Genomic DNA, 20,052 nt, shown 5'->3' on the forward strand with positions numbered 1-20,052 from the left:
ATGCGCTCTGTCCACTCATACTGGCGTTGTTCGGCTTTGGTCATCTGGCAAATCTCCTCGATTTAAGATACGCCTATGATCTCATGCTTTGCCGGGGGTTTATAGGTGGGTTAGGTTTGACGCTTACGATTATAACGCCACTTATCGTGACGGCAGCCCGGCTCCCAACTGGGGGCAGCAGGCTGCCCTTCTTTTTGCAAAAAAGTATGCCAACCTTGGGTTTCAAACTTCTGTGGAAAAACCCCAAACAAAAGATTTTAATGAAGATTTATGCGCATTGAGGTATATAATAGATAGAGAGCATCCCATGGATTCAGAAGAGGTGTCTCTCGCGGAACGGTAATACCCCATTAATTCTTGCAACTGCTCTATTTCCTCCTCTAAGCTTGAGGTGTCATTGTTTGTTAACTCAATTATGTGATTGGCGGGTGAAAATATGAGTACTCTTCAAAAAATTGACGAGATAAAATCAAAACTACACTCTGTATTTGCAAAAGCTCCTGTGCACCGCGCAATCTTGTTCGGCTCCTATGCACGCGGTACCGCAACCGATGAAAGCGACGTCGATATTGTGATCGACAGCCAAGGTCAATTATTAAACCTTCATTTTTACGGCCTGCTAGAGGATATCACCGAGCAATTGGATACATCGGTTGACTTGTTCGAGTGGACCGAACTGAAGCACAATCCTGCCATGTGTGCTGCCATCGAGCAAGAAGGAGTTGTACTTTATGAAAAGTAAAGAACGGATTATTCTCCAGAAGCTGAATAGTTACATCCTGGACGTATTGCAATACGTCCAAGGATATACGTTTGAGCAATTTATGGCCGACAAAAAAACTGTCTCCGCCTGTGCCTTTACCGTATCGCAAATGGGTGAGTTGGCCAAGTACATCAGCGATGAGACACAGGAACGATACCCTGATATCCCATGGAGAAGTATAAGGGGAATGCGAAACCGCATTGTCCATGATTACGAGAACATTGATTTAGCCGTGCTTTGGGGAACCATTACGGCCAGCTTGCCAGAACTCCAAAAACAAATTGAACACATATTGCTTCATCAAACGCAGGATAGTGAACTTCTCTCCCGAGATGAAGATGAGGATCACGAGAGGTAACGCTACACACAATGCCTGGCTAGTCTGCCACGTTCTCCATGAGAAGTGGCTTAGACATTTCAGAATCTATTATCAAATTGCAAAACAAAGATCGTATAAATAATATTAAAGTCCAAGTTCCTTACTTTTCTTGGGAGCTTGATAAAATTAATGCAAACTAACGAACTTCATATTAGACTTTTCGCTTGGGGGGTACTGGTTGTTGTACCGGTACCCCTACTTAACTAAAGTAAGGATGAAGTGTTATGTTACCGATGGAAGCCGAAGTATTGTCTTATTTGATTTGGGGATTCATTATTGTCATGGGTCTTTCCTTTTTTATTGTAATAAGAAAATTATATATCGAAAAAAAATCTGTTTATGATGGTTCCTCTCGCATTTAATCACTTTATCAATTGGTATTATCTTGTGGATTGTTGTTATTAAAGGGAATTCTAATGTACCTAATGAAATGAAATCAGAAGAGAATTCTAAACTTATAGCTGCTGCTGGTGTAACATGGGCATTGAGCATGTTTTTCTTCATGAAGGGAATTCAAAGAGTTACACAAAAAAAATAAACGATCTCTTGGGTCAGTGATTCATTGATGGATGATATATCTTGCCCTGTTAGCATCCAGTATAGGTTATTGTTCTTCTCATTCAGCCGCTACTTATGGTTAAGTATGGTAGAAACTGATCAATTGATTAAGGACAAGGTGGAAAAACATTTGAGATGCTACAAACCTGTATGGAACTATAGATACTTCGAAGTAAATAAAAACTTAACAACGATGTGACTATTTCTATGTTGAGCGTTCTGCATCATCTTTAAAGCCACTCCATACGGATGTGGTTTTTTTGCGTTCCACCTATTTTGAAAGGTGTGATTGACCTTATGCAATCCCCCCTTTTTTCTCACTGGATATGGTTACTGCCGTTCCCTACCCCCAGAGGCCCACCTCTGGGGGTAGGGTGTAAAGGCAGGAATAGCAAAATGTCATTTTGCGAAGGAAACCGCGTGGAAGCAGAGCTTCCACCGACATTTTTGAGGGTTTTCCCCCGGCAATCGAATGTCGCTGGCGGAAGACCCTCTAAAGCGAGGTGCTGCTGTTGGCGCAAACAGAAAAAACCGTGCAAATTACCGTCAAGCTGCCCAGGAAACAATATGAGTCTCTCAAAAAGTATGCAGCTACCAAACATCTAAGTATGGCGGACATTGTCCGAGCCTTTATCACAAAAGGCATGTCGATAGAAGCCTACACCGAGGAGATTGATTTTATCACTGTCATCATCCGGCAGGAAATCAAGATTGCCATTGATGGCCTAAGCAACCGTCTGGCCGGACTGGCCAGCAAGGATCTCATCATGTCCGCTGCCTCCTACTACTCCACCATTGCCATTATTGCCGACCTCATTGACACGAACCGCTACACCACCTTCCGCGAGATCGAAAAGAAAGCCCGCCAGCTTGCCGTCGAGTACATGAAGATGAAGCTGACCGATGCCGAAAAGTTATTCCTCTCTGGTGACACTTTCGACCATAATCTGGAACGCTTACGCGGAGGCGACACCGATGTCAGCCCTGATCTATAAGCAGCGCTTCTTCCACCCCAACCACCCAAAAACGGCTGTTAGCAATTATGTCCACATCGGGTACATCGCTACCCGTCCCGGCGCAGTGCGCCACGAAAACCTGTCCCATGGCCTATTCGGCAAGCTTAAGCCCGGCGAATTACAAGTGTTTCAATCTTGGCAGGAAGTCGCTCGTATCGCCCGTCAAATTTCCAAGGACGGCAAAAACATGTACCGCAGTGTGATTTCTTTCCGTACCGAAACGGCATTGGAATTAGGCCTGACCGATTTTGCCGACTGGCAGCAATACATCGAGCAGCACATCGCCACTCTCGCTACCCACAACCGAATCAAGACAGAAAATCTGTGCTGGGCCGCTGCTTTTCACAACGAGAAGGATCATCCTCATCTTCATGTTGTGTTTTGGGACAAGGGGCAGACGATCATGAAAAATTTCACCCATCCTGAAGTCCCCAACCGTATCCGCAAGCAGCTCATCAAAGACACCTTCGCCTATAAAATCAAGGAGTTTTGCGCTTCTCGGGATCGATTCAAGTCAGGCATAACCGAAGTGACCGACCGAATGGTTGAAGAATTTGAAGCCTACCTGAAGCAACTGAATCCGAAAACATTTCGAGCATTCCAGGAACGTTTCAAGAATGAGGATGAAGACTCCCTGCTACGTTTTCCAAAACATCATTTGGCAGAACCCGCTGCGGTGAAGAGGCTGGCCCACAGGCTGTTTGAGCTGCGCAGCCAGATGCCGAAAACCGGAAGACTCGCTTACAAGCTACTGCCGCCGGAGGTGAAAATAGTTGTAGATGAGTTGGTGCAGGATCTGCTACAAGAAAACCGTTATTTGGCTCAAATGGTAGAGGATTATGTAGAGGCGAAATTGCAGCTTGCCAAGCTGTATACCTCCGACCCTGAGAATCTGGAAAAGCAGCGCAGGAAGTATCAGAACGAGGCGGAAAAGCGAATTGCCAATCGTATCCTCTCCACCATCCGCACCATCATCAAGCTGGAGAAGGAAGCGGACTTCGGTATCAGGCAAGCCCATCGACAGTACACCATGGCCGAACAGTTACTGCTTGGACTGCTGGACCTGATGGAAAGCCTCTCCATGCACGCTGGGCTCGACTACGACGACAAGGCAAAAGTGTTGAGCGGCGATTTATCCAAACAGGCCAAAAAGGAATGGCTGCTGAGGAATAAGGATCGTGGTATGGAACGATAGACCAAGATGTTCACCCGCACGCTCCAAGCAGCGTGTTTTTTTGTGGGAATTTTGTTAATAACCTGTGGATAGTTGAAGGTCCACAAGAGGAAAGGACGAATGAACATGCTCTTTACCGATGGCAAGCTACAAGCCTTTGAACAGATGATGAAACAACTTCCTCGTCGCCCGATGCAAACCAATGATAGAAAACAAAAACCAAAGCCTGCTCCGGTTCCTGCCATATCAGTCCGAAAGGAGAAAACAGATGGAGAACAATAAGCGGCTGCAAGATGTACTGCGTTGTCAGTTAGCTAAAGCAGGATTCACATTGGACTCGCAAACCAATCCGGACGAAGCCTTTGTCGTTTCTTATCATGATCAGCCCACGGCCTTTATTCAGGAAGATGGATTTATTCTTTATCCTGCCGATAGACCCAAGGAGCTTGCCTTCCGCGTAGCCCCGATTGTATCCCAGGTATGGGAAATGGAGCGGGCCTATCAGGAAGCGCCGCCGATGAATGTTCACTCCGTCAGCGAGTACCGGAAGCTCTTGGAATACAATCGGCATGTACTGGCGGCGCGATATGACGGGGAAGGTGAATTTCGTTTCGTCACGTGGGAGATCAATGCTGAGCGAACGGGACTGGCATTGGGACATTACTTTTACCAGAATGAATACGGGAAAGCCAAAGAGGATTTCCTGTCCCGCAGCGGGCTGGCAGAAAAAACAACCTTCATCGGACCTCACGAGCTTTCTGTCATCCGCGCGGCTCTTCTGTACCGCGGCGCTCAGGATCGGGACATGGGAGTAGAAGAACGGGAAGACATCGACCGGCTGCTGCATCAGATTGATGCCCGGCTGCTTCCTATTGATGAGCTTTTGTTGGAGGCCGAGAAGGAAGCCGACAGGGAACGTTAATCGCTGCACACTTTGTTCTCAAGGAGTGATCTAACGATGAAAAGCAAAGCTGAGTTCTACAAAACCTATTTCGCCGCCTTGGCGGAGCAGGGCATCGAGGTTCGCCGCTCCACCTCTGCCGACTATTTGGCTGACCTATACGTAAACGGCCAACTCGTCGCCTTCTATACGCGGATGGACAGCATTGAGAAAAATCCTTTTGTGACCGTCCCGGACCGGCTGATGAGCAGCATTCAGGACCTGGCCCGAAAAACCGCCCTGCAGCTTGGCATCTGCACTGAAAAGCCATTTACGGACAAAGACGCCAAAATCGCTAGTGGCGTCTACAAGCTCAGTGAATACGGTGATGTGACTCTAGCCTGCAAGCATCATCCGCTGTTCGAGTATGTCTTTTCCACCTATCGCTTGGCCCCAGACAATCAAGTGCCGGTGCAGCGCCAATATTTCTATAACAAGGATGAAGCGCTGGAAAACTTCGCCGTTCGCAGCGGGCTGGTGGATGGGAGGAAATTATTGAGCGAATCCGAGTTCGTGCTCATTCACGATGAAATGGTCAAATTCCTCATCACCCCTAATGACAAGTCGATGGAGCAGTTCGAACAGGTGCAGATCCTGATCGAGAAGCTGGAGGACTTCCTGCCCGCCCTGAAAGATCGGGACATCCATCTAAACTATGAAGCGGAATTTGCCCACGACTATGACGGCAACCCGGAACTGCTGGATGTGGCTGAATTGTCCCGGTAACAGCACCCATTCTATAGAAGGAAGTGATTCTCATGCCGCAGCCAGAAACCTCCATTTGGGGAACGATCTTAACCTGCGTAGAGATTGGCCTGCACATCTATGCGATGCAAGCCGAACGCAACAACGGCCTTGTGCTGGACGCCGATTATGCCAAAGAAGCACTCAGCGAAGAGGCGCTGAAATGGGGAGATAAGCAAGGAGAACATATTTACTTTGACGATGTAAAGAGCGTTGTACCGGCCTATGAACTGGCCCAACAAGGAGCGATTACCCATCCCGAGTTAAGCGAGTTAGCCGAACACCCGGAGAAGCTGGCCATGGAGGGCAAGTATTTTGCCCCGGAATATTTTGGCGAGTTTGCACCACCGCAGGACACAACCTGGAAATCCCTCTCCAACCTCCAAGCCTTATGCAACGGGATTTACTTCGTAGATCGAGACAGTCAACCAATGCTGGCCGTGCATCAAACCATCGGGGAACAGGTATTGTCGGAGATGGCGGTGCATGTGTCCTCCGGCCAAGGGGAGTATCTGTTGTATTCTCTGGATCGTTGTGCCATTCCGGTATTTGAATTGTCCGCCTCCCACCCTGCTGTTCTGGCACAGGTCGTCGATGAAGCCAGTCTGCTGCATACGCTGTGTGACGATCACCCGGAGTATGTGGGAATGCACAACCTGCATACCGAGGAATGGGGCCATATTCATGACCAGCCTGCACCAAAGTCGCTGTTTTTGCAGCGGCAATTGGACCAGGCAGCCAATCAGGAGCTACAACTGCTTGGTCAGGCAGAGGTTTACACGCATCAAGAGATGATCCCCACCTTGCAGGCGAGAGAAGCGCCCGAAGATTTTTTTGAACCTGCCAACGAGGAAATGGAGTGGTGAAAACCAAACAAAAGCTGCTGCTGGCGGCACTGCTGTTTGGTTTCGGAGCGGTCTTCAATCTGTTTTTCACCTCCGCTTTGCATGGTGTCTTGTCCGGCACGACGAAATCTCTCGCCCTCCCCTCCTTGGAGCAAAGCTTGGCCAGTCTGCTCACCCACAAAGCCCACTTTTTGCTGTTTTTTTGCCTGCAAGGAATCATTCTACTTCTTGCCGTTCTCTTTTTCGTCGCCAACAATCAGCCCTATCAAAGCAAGCTGAAACAGGTTGCGCCCGGAATCGAAACGCCGGTTCCCGTTGGGCAATATCAGCATGGTTCAGCCCGCTGGCTACGGGAGGAAGAACTGCCTCATGTGTTTGAAAACCAAACGCTTGAACTCTCCCAGCCCTTTCTCCAGCGGCTGATCCAGACCGGCTATGATGACCTGGAATTTCTTAAACGAAAAGACAAGGAGGAATCCCTCGATGAAACTCCCCCACCCGAAGAATATTCCGAAAACGAAGGAAGCGGCTGATCCGCCTGCCGATACCAAAAAAACGCTCAGGCTCTCTTCCGGCGGTATCGTGCTGGGGCTGCGCCAAGAGCATAACCAAGAGCGGCTATACTATATTGGCGATGATGTTCATTCCCTTTGCATTGGAGCCACCCGCAGCGGCAAATCCCGGACTGTGGTGCTGCAAACCATTGGCCTGCTGGGACTGGCCGGAGAGTCGATGGTCATCAGCGACCCTAAAGCCGAGTTGTTCCATTACAGTCATGTCCTGCTACAAAAGCTCGGCTATGACGTGCTAACACTGGATTTTCGTCACCCGGAAAAAAGCCACCACTACAACCTGCTTCAGCCGGTCATTGATGCCACGCTTGCCGGAAATCAGGAACAGGCGGAAATGCTGGCCTGGGATATGACCCAGGTGCTGGTGGGCAAGGCTCAGGGCGAGAAAATCTGGACCAATGGCGAAATGTCCGTGATTGCTGCTTCGATTCTCAGCGTGGTGTGGGATAACGTCAAGCGGCCGGAGTACCAGAACCTGACCAATGTCTACTGGTTTCTCGCGGAGATGTCGAAGCAGATTGGCAATAAAACACCGATGCAGGAGTATATCAAACGGTTGCCGCAAAACCACCCAGCCCGAGCGCTGCTCAGTATATCCGATGTGGCTCCTGCTCGCACCAAGGGCAGCTTCTACACATCGGCTCTGACCACCTTGCGCCTGTTTACCTCCAAATCCATCTACGCCATCACCCACAAAAGCGACTTTTCTTTAGCCAGCCTTGGCGACAAGAAACAGGCGCTTTTTATCATTCTCCCGGATGAAAAAACCACGTTTTATCCGGTCGCTTCTCTAATGGTTTCCCAATTGTATGAACTCTTAACCGCCGAAGCGGATGAGCGCGGCGGACGTTTAAAACGGCGCGTTAATTTTATCCTAGACGAGTTTGGCAACTTTACCCCTATTGCCGACTTCACCAACAAACTGACAGTCGGCGGTGGGCGGGGAATGCGCTTCAATCTGTTTTTACAAAGCTTCGAGCAGCTCAAGGAAAAATACGACGACCACGCCGCCAGCACCATCAAGTCTAACTGCCAGACGTGGATATACCTGCAGGCCGACGATCTGGAGACGCTGCGGGAAATCAGCGAAAAGCTGGGGACGTATACTACCTCCAGCTACCAGCTATCCGCTTCCCACAGTAAATACTCCACGCCAAGCACTTCCCACAGCTTAAACCTGCTGGAGCGGAAGCTATTGACCGTGGATGAGGTGCGGCGTGTCTCCCGGCCTTATCAGATTGTTATTTCCCGCACTCACCCAGGGATGATGTTCTCCCCCGATCTCAGCCAGTGGGCCTTTAACCGCATGATGGGACTGGGAGACAAGGAGCATAACCGCAAGGTGCGGGAAGAACGTGAACATCGACGCCCCATTTTAACAGATACGACCCAGGAGGTGAAACTGTGGAACATCTGGATTTATTACCAAAAGGACATTACCCGACAACTGACCGAGCAGCGGCAACAGGCGGCGGGAGCAGCAGGTGGCTTTATGCCGCCAGCCTCCGACGAATGAGAAGTGGCAAGCAGCGGGCTTGGCTTCCTTTGCGGATGCGCTATACCATCCTAATTGCTTACACCCTCTACTGGAGCCTGCTGTCCTCTCCCTCCGCTTTTGCTGCAGGCGACATAAAGGACAGTAAATTGGTAACCGGAACCGAAAAACTGATCGGAGATGTTACCACTTGGCTGATGATTCTAGCCCCTGTTATAGCTGGCCTGCTCATTATTTATTTCTGCATCCGCCGCTCCGCTGCCGATGAAATGGATCAAAAAAAATGGAATAATCGCATCATCGTTGCCATTGTGTCCTGCATCGGCGTAGTGCTGGGTTCGGCTACGCTAAATATCATCATTGGCTATTACAAGTAAGACGAGCTTGCCCACTGCGGCAGGCTCTTTTCTATTCATCATCAATCAGGAGGTTATGGACAAATGAAAAACGTGTTGAAGAAAGTAAAGGAAAAGAACATGTACGCGGTTGTTGTTATTAAAAACGCGCTTGATAACCGCCGCGGGGAAGGCTTCGTTGATTCCGCCGTGAAAATTTTGATTGCCGTGGTCATTGGAGCTTTGCTTCTGGCCGGGCTGTATCTGCTGTTCAATGGCACAATCCTGCCAACTCTTACCCAGCGGATCAAGGAGATGTTCAATTACAGAGGGTAAGCCCGGACAACCTTCAGCGGAAGCGGCACTAGCGCCGCTTCTTGCGGAAAGGAGGAACCATCTTGGAAAAAATCCTGTTGCTGCTCATTATCGCGCTTTTGAACGGCTCCCTGGTGTACCTGGACAGCTTGCTGAAAGAGATTGTCCCGATCTCACTCTATGCGGAGAAGTACATGACGCTGACCACCGGCGCGAACCTGCTGGAAGACCTGTACAACATTGTGTTTACCTTTGGCGTGGCCCTGATGATACTCAAATTTCTTAAAAAGGGCTTTGAAATCTATGTGCTGTGGACAGATGGCGACCCGGATGAGGAACCGCTGTTCCTCCTGACCAACTTTTTCAAGGCAATGGCCGTAGCCGTTTGCTTTCCCACCATCTACACCTGGCTGGGCAGTATGGTGGAGGACTTGACGGACCAGTTACTCACAGTAATCGGCCAATCCACGCAGTACAACTGGCAAACCTGGATCAATGCGCTGGAATCGGCGGGACTCGTAACCGCCGTGTTCGGCCTGATCTTCATCGTTTGCTTTTTTATTCTCTACTTTCAGTTTCTCATGCGGGGCTTGGAAATGTTCATCCTGCGGGTGGGCATCCCTCTAGCCTGCGCGGGACTGCTCGACAATGACAAGGGTGTATTCCGGGCCTATGCTCAAAAATTCACCCAATCCATGCTGGCGGTGGTGGTTCAGATTGCCCTTGCCAAGCTGGGTGTGGGGCTTATGCTGCAAAATCATGTCTTTTGGGGCATGGCCTGCATGATGCTGGCGATCCGAACGCCGCGTTTCCTCTCCGATTTCCTCATTACCACAGGCGGCGGAGGCAGTGTGGTCAACAACGTCTACCACAGCATCAAGCTGGTCGGCATGGCCCGCAAGCTGACGAAGGCCGGGTGATCGGATGATCACGCTGGAAGAGTTGGCCCAGGCATTGATGAGCCTGATCCGCTTGGGCTGCGTCTGCCGCTTCATCTATACGATGATCCGCCTGTCCGGTGCGGATGAGGAAGCGGCGAAATATAAAAAGCGCGCACGCAATGTCGTGCTGTTTTACATTTTGGCCGAAAGCATTTGGCAGGTAAAGGAGATCATCTTGTTTTACTACCGGTAGCGGAAAGTCTTTACCGGAGATGGGGGACACAGTAAAATCCCTGCGAATCCTCACTAACCAGACTTCACAGGGACAATATGTTCTTGGGGTTTTACCCGCCTATTCTAGGATCGTTCCCAATCCTCCTCGTCTGGCACACCGCTGTAGGCGATGTCCCCCTCAACATCCGTTTTTCGATCATCCGACCAAAGCAGACTCGTGCGGGAATGGACAACCTCTGACAGCATGGCGATCCTTTTTTGCAAGGCAAAGCAAAGGGCGTCACATCTGGCTTCATCAATAAAAAGCGAGCCGCGAAAAAGTTCTCTTATTTCCTCCTCGATGCCTTGCAGCGCGGACAGGTCGAGCCAGTCAAAGGATGTCACCAGCTTGATTTGCTCGTTGTGGTCCGTCTTAAACGGCTTACAGGTCAGCTTTGCCGTCGGTGAAATCAGCGACTGTGGCTTGGAAAACCAGAGGGATGAACCGCTGTCATAAATCGGAGCGGCCCCAATCCACTCCAGGGTTTCCGCATTTCGGATCACGCCAAAATTGTTTTGGTGCCGATCCTCATTGGCAATGATATAGTCCACGACGATCATGCGGTCTAGGAAATCTGTCATCCCGGAAATACCCAGCGCCTCACAGCAGTTCAAGTAATGCTGGTACACCGACACATGGTTAGGCTTGTGCTGAGTCTGCATCACATACCATGCCGTAATCAACTCCGTCTCGGGAGTAATGAAATTCTCGCACACACTGTACGGATAATCGTCCTGCACCATCAGCGTGTAGGGAACATGGGAAATGCCCAGCCGCGCCATGATCCTGCTGGCAACCACTTCATTATAGGGCTCCTGTTGGGTCGCGCCGCTTCCACCTTTAATGAGACAGCGTTTTCCGTCCAGAATACTCCATTTCTTTTTCAACCAGCCGTCCGAGGTATTATCCGGCGACATCAGGCTCATGTGCTCCGATGAGCCTTTACCAAACAGTACATTACCTACATCATCGGAAAAAGGATTGTCGAAAAAGTTAACCTTGGACCAGCTTGTCTCCGAACCGGCGGGGCAAATCCAATAGTGGTCGGATAAACTCAAACCCAAGCTTTTTTCCAGCAGCTTTTGGGTGGTGCTCAGGTTGAGTTCAACAAGAGCTTCTCTAATTCCATCCCGGCTGGCAGGGATGGCGCGGCCTCTCCACCATTCATTCAGGGCGGAACGGTCGATTCGTCCCCGTTTAACCGGTATTCCGGTGGGAACATGACGTTCTTCAATCACATGGCCTATAGCGGAAATCGCGCAGGAGGCTTCGTCAAGCTCGATCTCGGCAACAGGGGTGTTCTTATGCATGAGAACGTATTTTTTGTGCAAGACATCCGCCATACCATCCACTCCATTCTTATCCTGTAATTGTACCGAATAATCCGGTTGGTTTCCATTCCATTTGGTGTATGAGGCATACTCAGTTCCTTCTATTATATCAAGCTAGTGATGCATCAACCATGGCGCTTTCTTTATTTTACAGAAAAAAGGAGGTTTCCCGTCCCCTCATGACACAGGAGCAAACCTTGTACATCCCCATGGGCGTAAAGCCGGAGGCGGAATGGTTTCCTGGCTTTGGCAAGCAGCAACTGGCGCAATCGATCCTGGGTTCCGGCCTTGCTGTTATCTTGTCGGTCCTGATCTGGCTCTTCAAAGGCAGCGTACCCTTTGCTATGGTCACCTTTTTGACCGGCGTATCTGCTTCGGTAATGATGACGACCAAAGACCGGCATAACCTGTCGGTGCTAGATCAAGTCCGCTTTATGATGGTCTTCAAAAGGAGTCAAAAACGGTTTCCGTATCGCGCCATTAATGAATGGCCCTTGCAGGGAGAGAAGCTATGAGTCTCCTGTCCGCAGAGGTTATTCAAGGCATCCTGTTTATGTTATTGCTGCTTTACGCTAGCCTGCGCGACCTGAAAACTCGGCAGATCCCGGACAGTCTTCCCTTGGCAATCGTTATTGTAGGGCTGCTGCGTTTCTCTCCCGTTTACGCTTTCTTGGGTCTCCTGGTCGCTGGCTTGCCTTATCTGATTGCCGCCGTATGCTCCAAAGGCAAAATAGGTGGCGGCGACATCAAGCTGATGGCTGCTTGCGGCTTTGTGCTGGGTCCTGTCTATGGGACACTACAAAGCATCATCGGCTTAACCCTGGTGCTGCTCGCTGCTGCCGGAATTGGATTTCGTGCCGGATTTCAAACCGCCAAACAAACTGCGCTGCCGCTGGCTCCATTTCTGTCAGCAGGCGGCGTTTTGGCGTTTCTCATCCATTTGCTCTCTTAGGAGGTTATCCAGTTGAAAAAGCTTTTCCGAAACCGCACCGTCCTGGGCGCAGCTTGTATCCTGCTGTCCCTGGTGCTGTGCCTGGGCATTGCCCCGCTGTTAAACCAAACGGCCAGCGAACAGACCGATATTGTCCGCATCATCAAAGACATATCGAAGGGAGCAGCCATCACCGCCGATCAGGTAGAAACCGTTCAGGTGGGAGCCTACCATTTACCGGCTGACGTGCTGAAATCACCCGATGCTGTCATCGGCCAATATGCGGCTGTGGACCTAAAAAAAGGTGACTATTTGTTGCCGTCCAAGTTGTCGAGCCTGCCGCTGGACGCTTATCTAAATCGGCTGGACGGTGCCAAACAGGCGATGTCCGTCACCATTAAAAGCCTGGCTGCAGGGTTATCCGGCAAGCTGCAGCCCGGTGATATCGTAGCCCTGATCGCCTCCGACTACGGCGAGCTGCGGTCCACCACCCTCCCGCCAGAGCTGCAATATGTGGAGGTGCTGGCTGTAACCGCCAGCAGCGGTTTGGATGCACAAAACAGCAGCACCTCTGCTGACTCAGAGGAAGAGAAGGAGCTGCCGTCTACCCTGACCCTCCTCGTGCTGCCGCAGCAAGCACAGCTTTTAGCCGACCTGGAGAGTAAGGGAACGCTGCACACGACGCTGGTGTACCGGGGAGATCCTAACACCGCCAAAGCCTTTACCGACAAGCAGGCTGCTTACTTTACTGCGAAGCAAGCAGCCTCGGAGGAGCCTGCCCATGACCAATAAATCCTTGATTGCCGTGTGGGGAAGTCCGAACAGCGGGAAGACCATCACCGTCGTCAAGCTGGCACAAGCCCTTGCCGCCCGCAATCAAAACGTGCTGATCCTCTGCTGTGATGCACTTTGCCCTTCCCTTGCCACGATCGCGCCGCGTGGAGCCGACAATCACGCTTCTCTGGGACAACTGCTTAGCCTTCCGGCACTGACCCAAGAAGAATTGCTGCGCTACGCTCTGCCGCTGGATGTTTCACCGCATATCGCCCTGCTGGGCTACAAAAAAGGAGACACCGCCTTCACGTATGCCGCCTATGACCGGGATCGGGCAGTGGACCTCCTGACCTTGGCCCGCCATCTGGCGGATGTGGTGCTGGTAGATTGCGCCAGTTATCTGTCCGCCGACCCGCTCTCCACGGTTGCTCTTGAACTGGCGGACAGCGTCATTCGCCTGCATCACTGCGACCTGAAAAGCCTGATGTTCTACGCCTCCTACCTGCCACTCTTAGCAGATGCCCGTTTTCGACGTTCCGCGCTGGTTCCGATTTTATCCAACGTGAAGCTGGAGCAGGATCACCGGGAGTACAGCCAAGTTTTCGGCGGCGTTCAGGTCATGCTTCCCCATGTCGCCCAGCTTGAGCAGCAAGCAGCCTCCGCCCGGCTGCTGGAGGATTTATCCGGCAAAGAGGCTGCCGTCTATCAGGCCGCTATCCAAAACATCCTCGGCTTGCTTTTTCCACAAGAGCCGGAAGCTCCATCACGTCCCCGTTCCCCGTCTGCGGTAGATCCCACCGGCAAAATCACTGCCGTGCTGCAACGCTTATGGCCGAAACGTCGAGGTGAAAAGGAATGAATCAAGCTGCGCTCTTTTTCTCGTCCACAGAGTCCAGGCCATTTACCGATGTGCTAAAAGAGGTGCAAATGTATCTTTCCGGCAAATACGCTACCCTGATGAGCCGCCGCCCGGAGGAGCAAAAGCAACAGATCACGGCCTATATGAGCCAATACCTGACCGATCACCGGCTGCATGTGCCCGGAATGACTTTTGATGAGCTGATCGACCGGCTGTACGCCGAAATGGTGGAATACTCCTTTCTGACCCGCTATCTGTTCGCCAGGGAGGTGGAGGAGGTAAATATCAACGGCTACAACGATGTCAAAATTAGCTATACGGACGGACGCATCGTTCCAGCAGACGAGCAGTTTGCCACGCCGGAACATGCGGTAGATGTGATCCGGCGGCTCCTGCACCAGTCGGGCATGATTCTCGACTACTCGCAGCCCATTGTTCGCGGCAGTCTAGCCAACAACATCCGCATCACTGTCTTTGGCGCACCAGTAACAGATAAGGAAAAGGGCATTGCCGCCTCCATTCGGATCATTAATCCGAAAAAACTGGCTCGGGAGGACTTTATCAAGAGTGGTACCGCCACGGCCGAGATGCTGGATTTTCTAAGCCTGTGCCTGCGTTACGGTCTGTCCATGTGCGTCACCGGAGCAACCGGCAGCGGCAAAACCACCCTCATGAGCTGGCTGCTGTCTACCATCCCTTATGACAAACGTATTTTTACGATTGAACAAGGTGCGCGTGAATTTGATCTGGTTGTCACAGACGAAAATGGGCAGGTACTGAATAATGTGGTTCATACCGTGACCCGGTCCAGCGAGGACCCCCGGCAGCACATCGACCAGGAAAAGCTGCTGGAATTTGCCCTGACCGCCAACCCGGATGTCATTTGTGTAGGAGAGATGAAATCGTCTGAAGCCTTCGCCGCACAGGAAGCGGCCCGTACCGGGCATACCGTCATCACGACCACACACGCTAACTCCTGCTTGTCCACCTATTACCGGATGGTGACGCTTTGCACTCAAAAATACGAGATGAACGACAACACCTTGTATAACCTGGTTACAGAGGCGTTCCCGCTGGTGCTGTTCGTGAAGAAGCTGGAGGACAATACACGGCGGATCATGGAGATCACCGAGTGCTGCATCCGGCCCGATGGAACCCGCGACATTATCACCCTGTACCGTTACGCTGTCCATGCCACACGGGAAGTTGCCGGGAAAATCGTCATCGAAGGAGCCTATGAGAAGGTGGATGATATCTCGCACGGCCTGCAAAAGCGGCTGCTGGAAAATGGCCTGCCGGTGTCCATGCTGCAATCGCTTCTTGGAGGTGAAGCCCGATGATGATTCTGCACCTGCTATCCTTTGCTGGTTTGTCCATAGGATGCCTGCTGCTGCTGAACCTCTCTCCCCAACGATTCATCCCGGAGCTTGCCCGACTGTTCGCTCACCTTCCCGCCCGCAAGCAACATCTCAGCAAACAAATCCGGGCGGTGCAGCATCCCAAAAAGTTCAGAGGCTGGCGGGCTACGGTGCAGGAGGCCAGGGCGATTCTCAAACAGACCGGGCAAAGCGACAAGTTGGGCATGCTTTTTGTCGGTTCCCTGATGCTTGCACTTACGGGCGCGCTGCTGGCCATCCTGCTGCACAATGGGTGGCTGCTGCCGGTGCTGGCAGGGGGTTTTGCCCTGCTGCCCTTTTGGGGGGTGCTGTTTACATTCACCTTTTACAAGAAAAGGCTTCATGGCGAACTGGAAACGGCACTATCTATTATCACCACCTCCTATCTCCGCAGTGAAAACATTTTGGCGGCAGTGGAGGAAAATGTGCCATACCTGAATCCGCCTGTAGCCGATGTGTTTCAGGCGTTTTTATCCGAATCCAAGCTGATTCACGCCAATCTCCGTCTGGCTCTCCAAAGCCTCAAAGGCCGGATCAACGACGGCGTATTTCAGGAATGGTGCGATGCGCTTACCGCCTGCCAGGAAGATCGAACACTGAAATCCACCCTGATGCCCATTGTCACCAAGCTGTCCGATATGCGTGTGGTATCGGCGGAATTGGATTATCTGCTCTATGAACCGCTTAAGGAGTTTTTGACAATGGCTCTGCTGATGATCGGCAACATTCCACTGCTCTACTTCCTGAATCGGGATTGGTTTCACACCCTTACCGCCAGTACTCACGGTCATATCGTATTGGCACTCTGCGCTCTGGCGCTGTTTGTTTCATTTGCGGCGGTGATCCGTTTGACCCGACCTTTGGAATATAAGCGATGAGAAAGGAGTGATTTCATGCATTCCGCCGATGAATCGGCCCGTTTGCTGGGCGAATTGCTGGAAGCTACATCGCAGGAAACCGGGCAGATCGCTCTACTTATTCACCAGCATGGGACAACCGTCTTTTGGGATCGGCTGGAGGATTGGAGGCTGCCCGCTGAATTAGGTGAAAAGCTGTTGGCCGTTAAGCATGTCCTTCAGGTAATGACAACTGCTGCTGCGGAAAGGAGCGCCCCCGATGCCCCCGGTCCCTTTAGATGAAATGATCATTGCCGATTATGTCCACTCGCTCCATCAATTGACCGGTATCCCGTTGGGCAAATTGCAGCGTTACGGGACCGCCAACAGCCTGATGAATCCCATCGAGCACCCCCATGTCCTGGAGCTTAACGCCAAACAGCTTCTCAAAGTCGAGCAGCTCCATGCGTTTATCCAAGCCTACCGGGTGCTCCAGTGGGAGGAGGAAAATGCCAAACATAAAATTACCACCCCGGAGCTGGCAGGCAGCTATTTCTCTGCTTTTTTAAGCGGACTCAAGGATCGGGAACGGTTTATGGTTGCTTTTCTGGACAAAAGCAACCAAGTAATTGAGACTCGCATTATCTCCGAGGGAGGCATTGCCGAAGCGCCAGTTTATCCCCGGCAGGTGCTGAAGGCTGCACTAAATTGTGACTGTTCCTCGGTGCTTTTAGCTCACAACCATCCGAGCGGCAGCTTAAGGCCCTCTATGGAGGATGTCCTGCTCACCGAGCGAATGGTAGCCATCTTTGAGCCGTTAAGCATCGACGTCTTGGACCACATCATCATTGGTGGCACAGGTTATGCCTCTCTTGCCAAGCTGGGGCAGATGCCGAAGGTGGCAGAGAAATCCGCCAGCTATGAAATGATTACCCTAAAAAGTAAGGAAGAAGCGGTTCCTTGTTCCGCTGACGAAATGCTGGTCATCGAAACGATAGAAGCTGCCCTTGATGAAGAATGGGAGCGATAAAGGAGGGATGATTCTTTTATGACAGGATTACTGCTGGGCTTCGGTTTGCTGGTTGCGGCCGGAGCCTATTTTCTTTTGGCCGATGTATGTAAACTGCCCACTCTTGCCGCTACCCGCGCTGTCATCCAGGTGGCAAAAATCGGCAAGCACAAAACGTCTTCCCTGCACATCCTGCTGTTCCGATTGTCCGCTTGGCTGGCGGGTAAGCTGCCTCTTAGTGACTACACCAAACGTAAAATGGCTGCGACCCTCCGTTCTGCGGGCATGACTCTGACGCCGGAGGTATACCTCGCTGGAGCGATAGTCAAGGCGGGCCTTATCTTTTGCGGTGGGCTGCTTGTCCTTCCACTGCTCCCACTGCTCTCCCCCTTGTTTGTTTTTCTCGCTATTGCTGTTTTCTTCAAGGAAACCCGTGCCGCTGATGAAGTGGTGCGGAAGAAACGGGAGCAGATTGAAGCGGAGCTGCCCCGTTTTGTGGCGACGATTGCCCAGGAACTGAAGGCCACGCGGAATGTGCTGCGAATGCTGGAGGTGTACGCCAAACATACAGGTGGCAGCTTGCAGAGCGAGCTTCACATGACCATTGCCGATATGAAAAGCGGCAACCAGGAAACGGCGTTGCTCCGGCTGGAATCCCGCATCGGCAGCACCATGCTGTCCGATGTCGTGCGAGGGCTGTTGGCGGTGCTGCGCGGCGACCAGGGCATGGTTTATTTTGACATGCTCGCGCATGACTTCAAATTGCTTGAAATCCAGCGCCTCAAACTCATCGCCATGAAGCGCCCCGGCAAAATCCGCAAATATTCCTTTTATATGCTGGCCTGCTTTATGCTCATGTACATGGTCATTTTGGGCATGGAAATTATGAAGGCAATGGGCAAGCTCTTTTAAACCCATTGCTCGTCCCATGAAGAAAGGAGAAATCCCATGCCATTCATTCGATGTAAACGCGGGGAAGGTTATGTGGATGTAGTCGTGCTGGTGCTGGCGGCTATGCTGTGCGTGGCCTTGGCTGTGAAGGTATTTCCCGTATTCGTGACCAAGCAACAACTGGACACCTTTGCAGCAGAGCTAGTGCGAGAAGCGGAGATTTCGGGCCGGGTCGGTCCTGAAACGACTCAGCGGGCAGCGGAATTGCAGTTACAAACAGGAATAGTTCCCACCATCTCCTGGAGCAGAACCGGGCAGATCCAGATCAATGAAGAAGTGACCCTCACGCTGCAAAGTAGCATGAATATCGGCTTGTTTGGCAGCTTTGGTTCCTTCCCTATCGACCTGACGGCGAAGGCTACCGGAAAAAGCGAGGTGTTTTGGAAGTGAAACGTATCTGGACTAACCGCTCCGGCAGCGGGTTTCCGCTCACGGTGGCGATTGTGCTGGCGATACTTATCTTGTCCTGCGCGATCTATGAGTATCTACGCCTAAGCATCATTGCCAGCGGTGTGCGCGATGCCGTCCAAAGCGCAATCATTGCCGTAGCCACCGAAAATTACAGCAATGTCTATGCCGGACTGCGGCAAGGCTACTCCGGTGGTTTTTCACGCGCCTCCAGCCGATGGACAGAGCAGGTATCTACAGGTCGTATTTATCCCCGGCTTAGTGAAACCCTGGGACTTGCCCAGCAGGGCAATCAGTACGTGAAGGGAACAGGCGATCAGATTGAATACACCCTTTCCGGGCTATCTGTTACTATCCTGAATACACCTTTTGCCCCGGATACCCCGGGCAACATTCGGCAATTCACGGCCCAGGCTGTCATTCATCTAGAGGTGCCCCTCTCCTTTGGCTGGAGCCATTTGCCTCCCATCAAGCCGATTTGCCTATTCAGGCGGTCTATATGCCTAGATTTAGTGAAGCGGGAGCAGACGAGGTTCGCTAAAAATCAGATCGCCGGTTCTATTGGATTTTACAGAATTATACAGTACAATGAAGGTAAGCATAATTCCTTGCAACTACTCTTACTCCTAAGGAGATGCATGATTGTGAAGCGAAAAGCCTTGCTGCTTGCTGTTGGAATTTTGATTGTTGGCGTAATCGGAATATGGACCATCAGTGGCTCGTCCGATCCAAATAGTGAGGACACGAATGCTGCTCCAATCGTTACTCCAACGGCAACAACAATCCCTGACGTAAACGTACTGAACCTTTCCCCCAGTCCAACTGTCCCTCTGAATAGCCCAAGCCCTTCTCCTGTGTTGGTTCCCGATATTACACAACTGCCGGTCCCTTCTGATGCTCCAGTGCTTCAACCCGAAAAAGAAAAGAAGCAAGTCGAAGTCTCGATCACCCAACCGGAAAAGACATCCAAACCCACAGAGCCACCAAAGCCCAAGGAAAAGGTAACCGATAAACCTCAAACTCCTGCGTCCACGCCTAAATACGAGGTAAAGGACACGGAGCCGAATAAGAAAACGGACGAGCCAAAGGCTGGAGATAAAAATAGTAAAGGACAGGTTTATTTTCCCGGATTCGGCTGGGTAGAAGACCAAGGTGGTGGAACTCAAGGTACAACGGTAGGTAACGATGGAGATGAGCTTACCGGGAATAAAGTTGGCTCAATGGACTGACATCCAAATAATAATAAACAGATTCTAAAAGCGCAG

General features: G+C 51.3%; 27 protein-coding genes. 26 read left to right on the forward strand and 1 reads right to left on the reverse strand.

Annotated features, from left to right (window positions below):
* The 15 genes from HYD27_RS28455 to HYD27_RS28525 form a co-directional block, all read left to right on the forward strand.
* The coding region (locus HYD27_RS28455) for a hypothetical protein (RefSeq protein ID WP_219220964.1) at positions 1-281 on the forward strand (281 nt) is incomplete at its 5' end.
* 155 nt (positions 282-436) lie between these two features.
* A complete protein-coding gene (locus tag HYD27_RS28460) occupies positions 437-742 on the forward strand; it encodes a nucleotidyltransferase family protein (protein WP_219220965.1) in 306 nt (101 codons plus the stop codon).
* Positions 732-1,121, forward strand: a complete 390-nt coding sequence (locus HYD27_RS28465; RefSeq protein WP_219220966.1) for a HepT-like ribonuclease domain-containing protein — start codon at positions 732-734, stop codon at positions 1,119-1,121. The genes HYD27_RS28460 and HYD27_RS28465 overlap by 11 nt, the downstream gene beginning before the upstream one ends.
* A gap of 1,091 nt (positions 1,122-2,212) precedes the next feature.
* Complete coding sequence (locus HYD27_RS28470) at positions 2,213-2,695, forward strand: hypothetical protein (RefSeq protein WP_219220967.1); 483 nt, start codon at positions 2,213-2,215, stop codon at positions 2,693-2,695.
* Positions 2,676-3,911 carry a MobP3 family relaxase gene (mobP3, locus tag HYD27_RS28475; RefSeq protein ID WP_219220969.1) on the forward strand — a complete coding sequence of 412 codons (1,236 nt, stop codon included), beginning with the start codon at positions 2,676-2,678 and terminating at the stop codon, positions 3,909-3,911. Before HYD27_RS28470 ends, mobP3 begins: the two co-directional genes overlap by 20 nt.
* Before the next feature lie 99 nt (positions 3,912-4,010).
* Positions 4,011-4,172 carry a hypothetical protein gene (locus tag HYD27_RS28480; RefSeq protein WP_219220971.1) on the forward strand — a complete coding sequence of 54 codons (162 nt, stop codon included), beginning with the start codon at positions 4,011-4,013 and terminating at the stop codon, positions 4,170-4,172.
* Between the two features lie 49 nt (positions 4,173-4,221).
* Positions 4,222-4,812 carry a hypothetical protein gene (locus HYD27_RS28485; RefSeq protein ID WP_219220973.1) on the forward strand — a complete coding sequence of 197 codons (591 nt, stop codon included), beginning with the start codon at positions 4,222-4,224 and terminating at the stop codon, positions 4,810-4,812.
* A 36-nt stretch (positions 4,813-4,848) separates the two neighbouring features.
* Positions 4,849-5,556 carry a hypothetical protein gene (locus HYD27_RS28490; RefSeq protein ID WP_219220974.1) on the forward strand — a complete coding sequence of 236 codons (708 nt, stop codon included), beginning with the start codon at positions 4,849-4,851 and terminating at the stop codon, positions 5,554-5,556.
* 32 nt (positions 5,557-5,588) lie between these two features.
* The gene (locus tag HYD27_RS28495; RefSeq protein ID WP_219220976.1) at positions 5,589-6,440 is read left to right on the forward strand and encodes a hypothetical protein; all 852 of its coding nucleotides are present in this window, start codon (positions 5,589-5,591) and stop codon (positions 6,438-6,440) included.
* Positions 6,437-6,952, forward strand: a complete 516-nt coding sequence (locus HYD27_RS28500; RefSeq protein WP_219220978.1) for a hypothetical protein — start codon at positions 6,437-6,439, stop codon at positions 6,950-6,952. The genes HYD27_RS28495 and HYD27_RS28500 overlap by 4 nt, the downstream gene beginning before the upstream one ends.
* Complete coding sequence (locus HYD27_RS28505; protein ID WP_219220980.1) at positions 6,903-8,507, forward strand: VirD4-like conjugal transfer protein, CD1115 family; 1,605 nt, start codon at positions 6,903-6,905, stop codon at positions 8,505-8,507. Before HYD27_RS28500 ends, HYD27_RS28505 begins: the two co-directional genes overlap by 50 nt.
* A gap of 35 nt (positions 8,508-8,542) precedes the next feature.
* Positions 8,543-8,863, forward strand: coding sequence for an Mbov_0395 family pilin-like conjugal transfer protein (locus HYD27_RS28510; RefSeq protein ID WP_219221014.1), 321 nt, complete (start codon positions 8,543-8,545; stop codon positions 8,861-8,863).
* Positions 8,864-8,926: 63 nt separating this feature from the next.
* Positions 8,927-9,157 (forward strand): DUF6133 family protein, encoded by a 231-nt coding sequence (locus HYD27_RS28515; RefSeq protein ID WP_219220981.1) that lies wholly within the window; start codon positions 8,927-8,929, stop codon positions 9,155-9,157.
* Between the two features lie 62 nt (positions 9,158-9,219).
* Positions 9,220-10,056, forward strand: a complete 837-nt coding sequence (locus HYD27_RS28520; RefSeq protein ID WP_219220982.1) for a conjugal transfer protein TrbL family protein — start codon at positions 9,220-9,222, stop codon at positions 10,054-10,056.
* A 4-nt stretch (positions 10,057-10,060) separates the two neighbouring features.
* A complete protein-coding gene (locus HYD27_RS28525; RefSeq protein ID WP_219220983.1) occupies positions 10,061-10,270 on the forward strand; it encodes a mercury transporter in 210 nt (69 codons plus the stop codon).
* A gap of 104 nt (positions 10,271-10,374) precedes the next feature.
* Here the strand turns inward: HYD27_RS28525 and HYD27_RS28530 are convergent, their stop codons facing one another.
* Positions 10,375-11,634 (reverse strand): HipA domain-containing protein, encoded by a 1,260-nt coding sequence (locus HYD27_RS28530; RefSeq protein ID WP_219220984.1) that lies wholly within the window; start codon positions 11,632-11,634, stop codon positions 10,375-10,377.
* Between the two features lie 167 nt (positions 11,635-11,801).
* On the opposite strand from HYD27_RS28530, the gene HYD27_RS28535 reads away from it, so the two are divergent.
* From HYD27_RS28535 to HYD27_RS28585, 11 genes are read left to right on the forward strand one after another with little or no spacing between them, the layout of a single operon-like run.
* The gene (locus HYD27_RS28535; protein ID WP_219220985.1) at positions 11,802-12,137 is read left to right on the forward strand and encodes a hypothetical protein; all 336 of its coding nucleotides are present in this window, start codon (positions 11,802-11,804) and stop codon (positions 12,135-12,137) included.
* Positions 12,134-12,574 (forward strand): prepilin peptidase, encoded by a 441-nt coding sequence (locus HYD27_RS28540; RefSeq protein WP_219220986.1) that lies wholly within the window; start codon positions 12,134-12,136, stop codon positions 12,572-12,574. The genes HYD27_RS28535 and HYD27_RS28540 overlap by 4 nt, the downstream gene beginning before the upstream one ends.
* A gap of 12 nt (positions 12,575-12,586) precedes the next feature.
* Positions 12,587-13,345, forward strand: coding sequence for a Flp pilus assembly protein CpaB (cpaB, locus tag HYD27_RS28545; RefSeq protein ID WP_219220987.1), 759 nt, complete (start codon positions 12,587-12,589; stop codon positions 13,343-13,345).
* Positions 13,335-14,186, forward strand: coding sequence for a CpaE/TadZ family protein (locus HYD27_RS28550; RefSeq protein WP_219220988.1), 852 nt, complete (start codon positions 13,335-13,337; stop codon positions 14,184-14,186). Before cpaB ends, HYD27_RS28550 begins: the two co-directional genes overlap by 11 nt.
* The gene (locus tag HYD27_RS28555; RefSeq protein WP_219220989.1) at positions 14,183-15,526 is read left to right on the forward strand and encodes a CpaF/VirB11 family protein; all 1,344 of its coding nucleotides are present in this window, start codon (positions 14,183-14,185) and stop codon (positions 15,524-15,526) included. Before HYD27_RS28550 ends, HYD27_RS28555 begins: the two co-directional genes overlap by 4 nt.
* Complete coding sequence (locus tag HYD27_RS28560) at positions 15,523-16,461, forward strand: hypothetical protein (RefSeq protein WP_219220990.1); 939 nt, start codon at positions 15,523-15,525, stop codon at positions 16,459-16,461. Before HYD27_RS28555 ends, HYD27_RS28560 begins: the two co-directional genes overlap by 4 nt.
* Before the next feature lie 15 nt (positions 16,462-16,476).
* Complete coding sequence (locus HYD27_RS28565) at positions 16,477-16,722, forward strand: hypothetical protein (RefSeq protein WP_219220991.1); 246 nt, start codon at positions 16,477-16,479, stop codon at positions 16,720-16,722.
* Positions 16,700-17,449, forward strand: coding sequence for a JAB domain-containing protein (locus tag HYD27_RS28570; RefSeq protein ID WP_219220993.1), 750 nt, complete (start codon positions 16,700-16,702; stop codon positions 17,447-17,449). The genes HYD27_RS28565 and HYD27_RS28570 overlap by 23 nt, the downstream gene beginning before the upstream one ends.
* Positions 17,450-17,467: 18 nt before the next feature.
* Positions 17,468-18,340: a secretion protein F gene (locus tag HYD27_RS28575; RefSeq protein ID WP_219220995.1), complete on the forward strand. Its 873-nt coding sequence runs from the start codon at positions 17,468-17,470 to the stop codon at positions 18,338-18,340.
* A 36-nt stretch (positions 18,341-18,376) separates the two neighbouring features.
* Positions 18,377-18,769 carry a DUF4320 family protein gene (locus HYD27_RS28580; RefSeq protein WP_219220997.1) on the forward strand — a complete coding sequence of 131 codons (393 nt, stop codon included), beginning with the start codon at positions 18,377-18,379 and terminating at the stop codon, positions 18,767-18,769.
* Complete coding sequence (locus tag HYD27_RS28585) at positions 18,766-20,016, forward strand: DUF6550 family protein (RefSeq protein WP_219220998.1); 1,251 nt, start codon at positions 18,766-18,768, stop codon at positions 20,014-20,016. Before HYD27_RS28580 ends, HYD27_RS28585 begins: the two co-directional genes overlap by 4 nt.
* Positions 20,017-20,052: the final 36 nt, after the last annotated feature.

Origin of the sequence: Paenibacillus sp. S150 (genome assembly GCF_019352175.1) — a bacterium.
Classification (GTDB): domain Bacteria; phylum Bacillota; class Bacilli; order Paenibacillales; family Paenibacillaceae; genus Paenibacillus_AQ.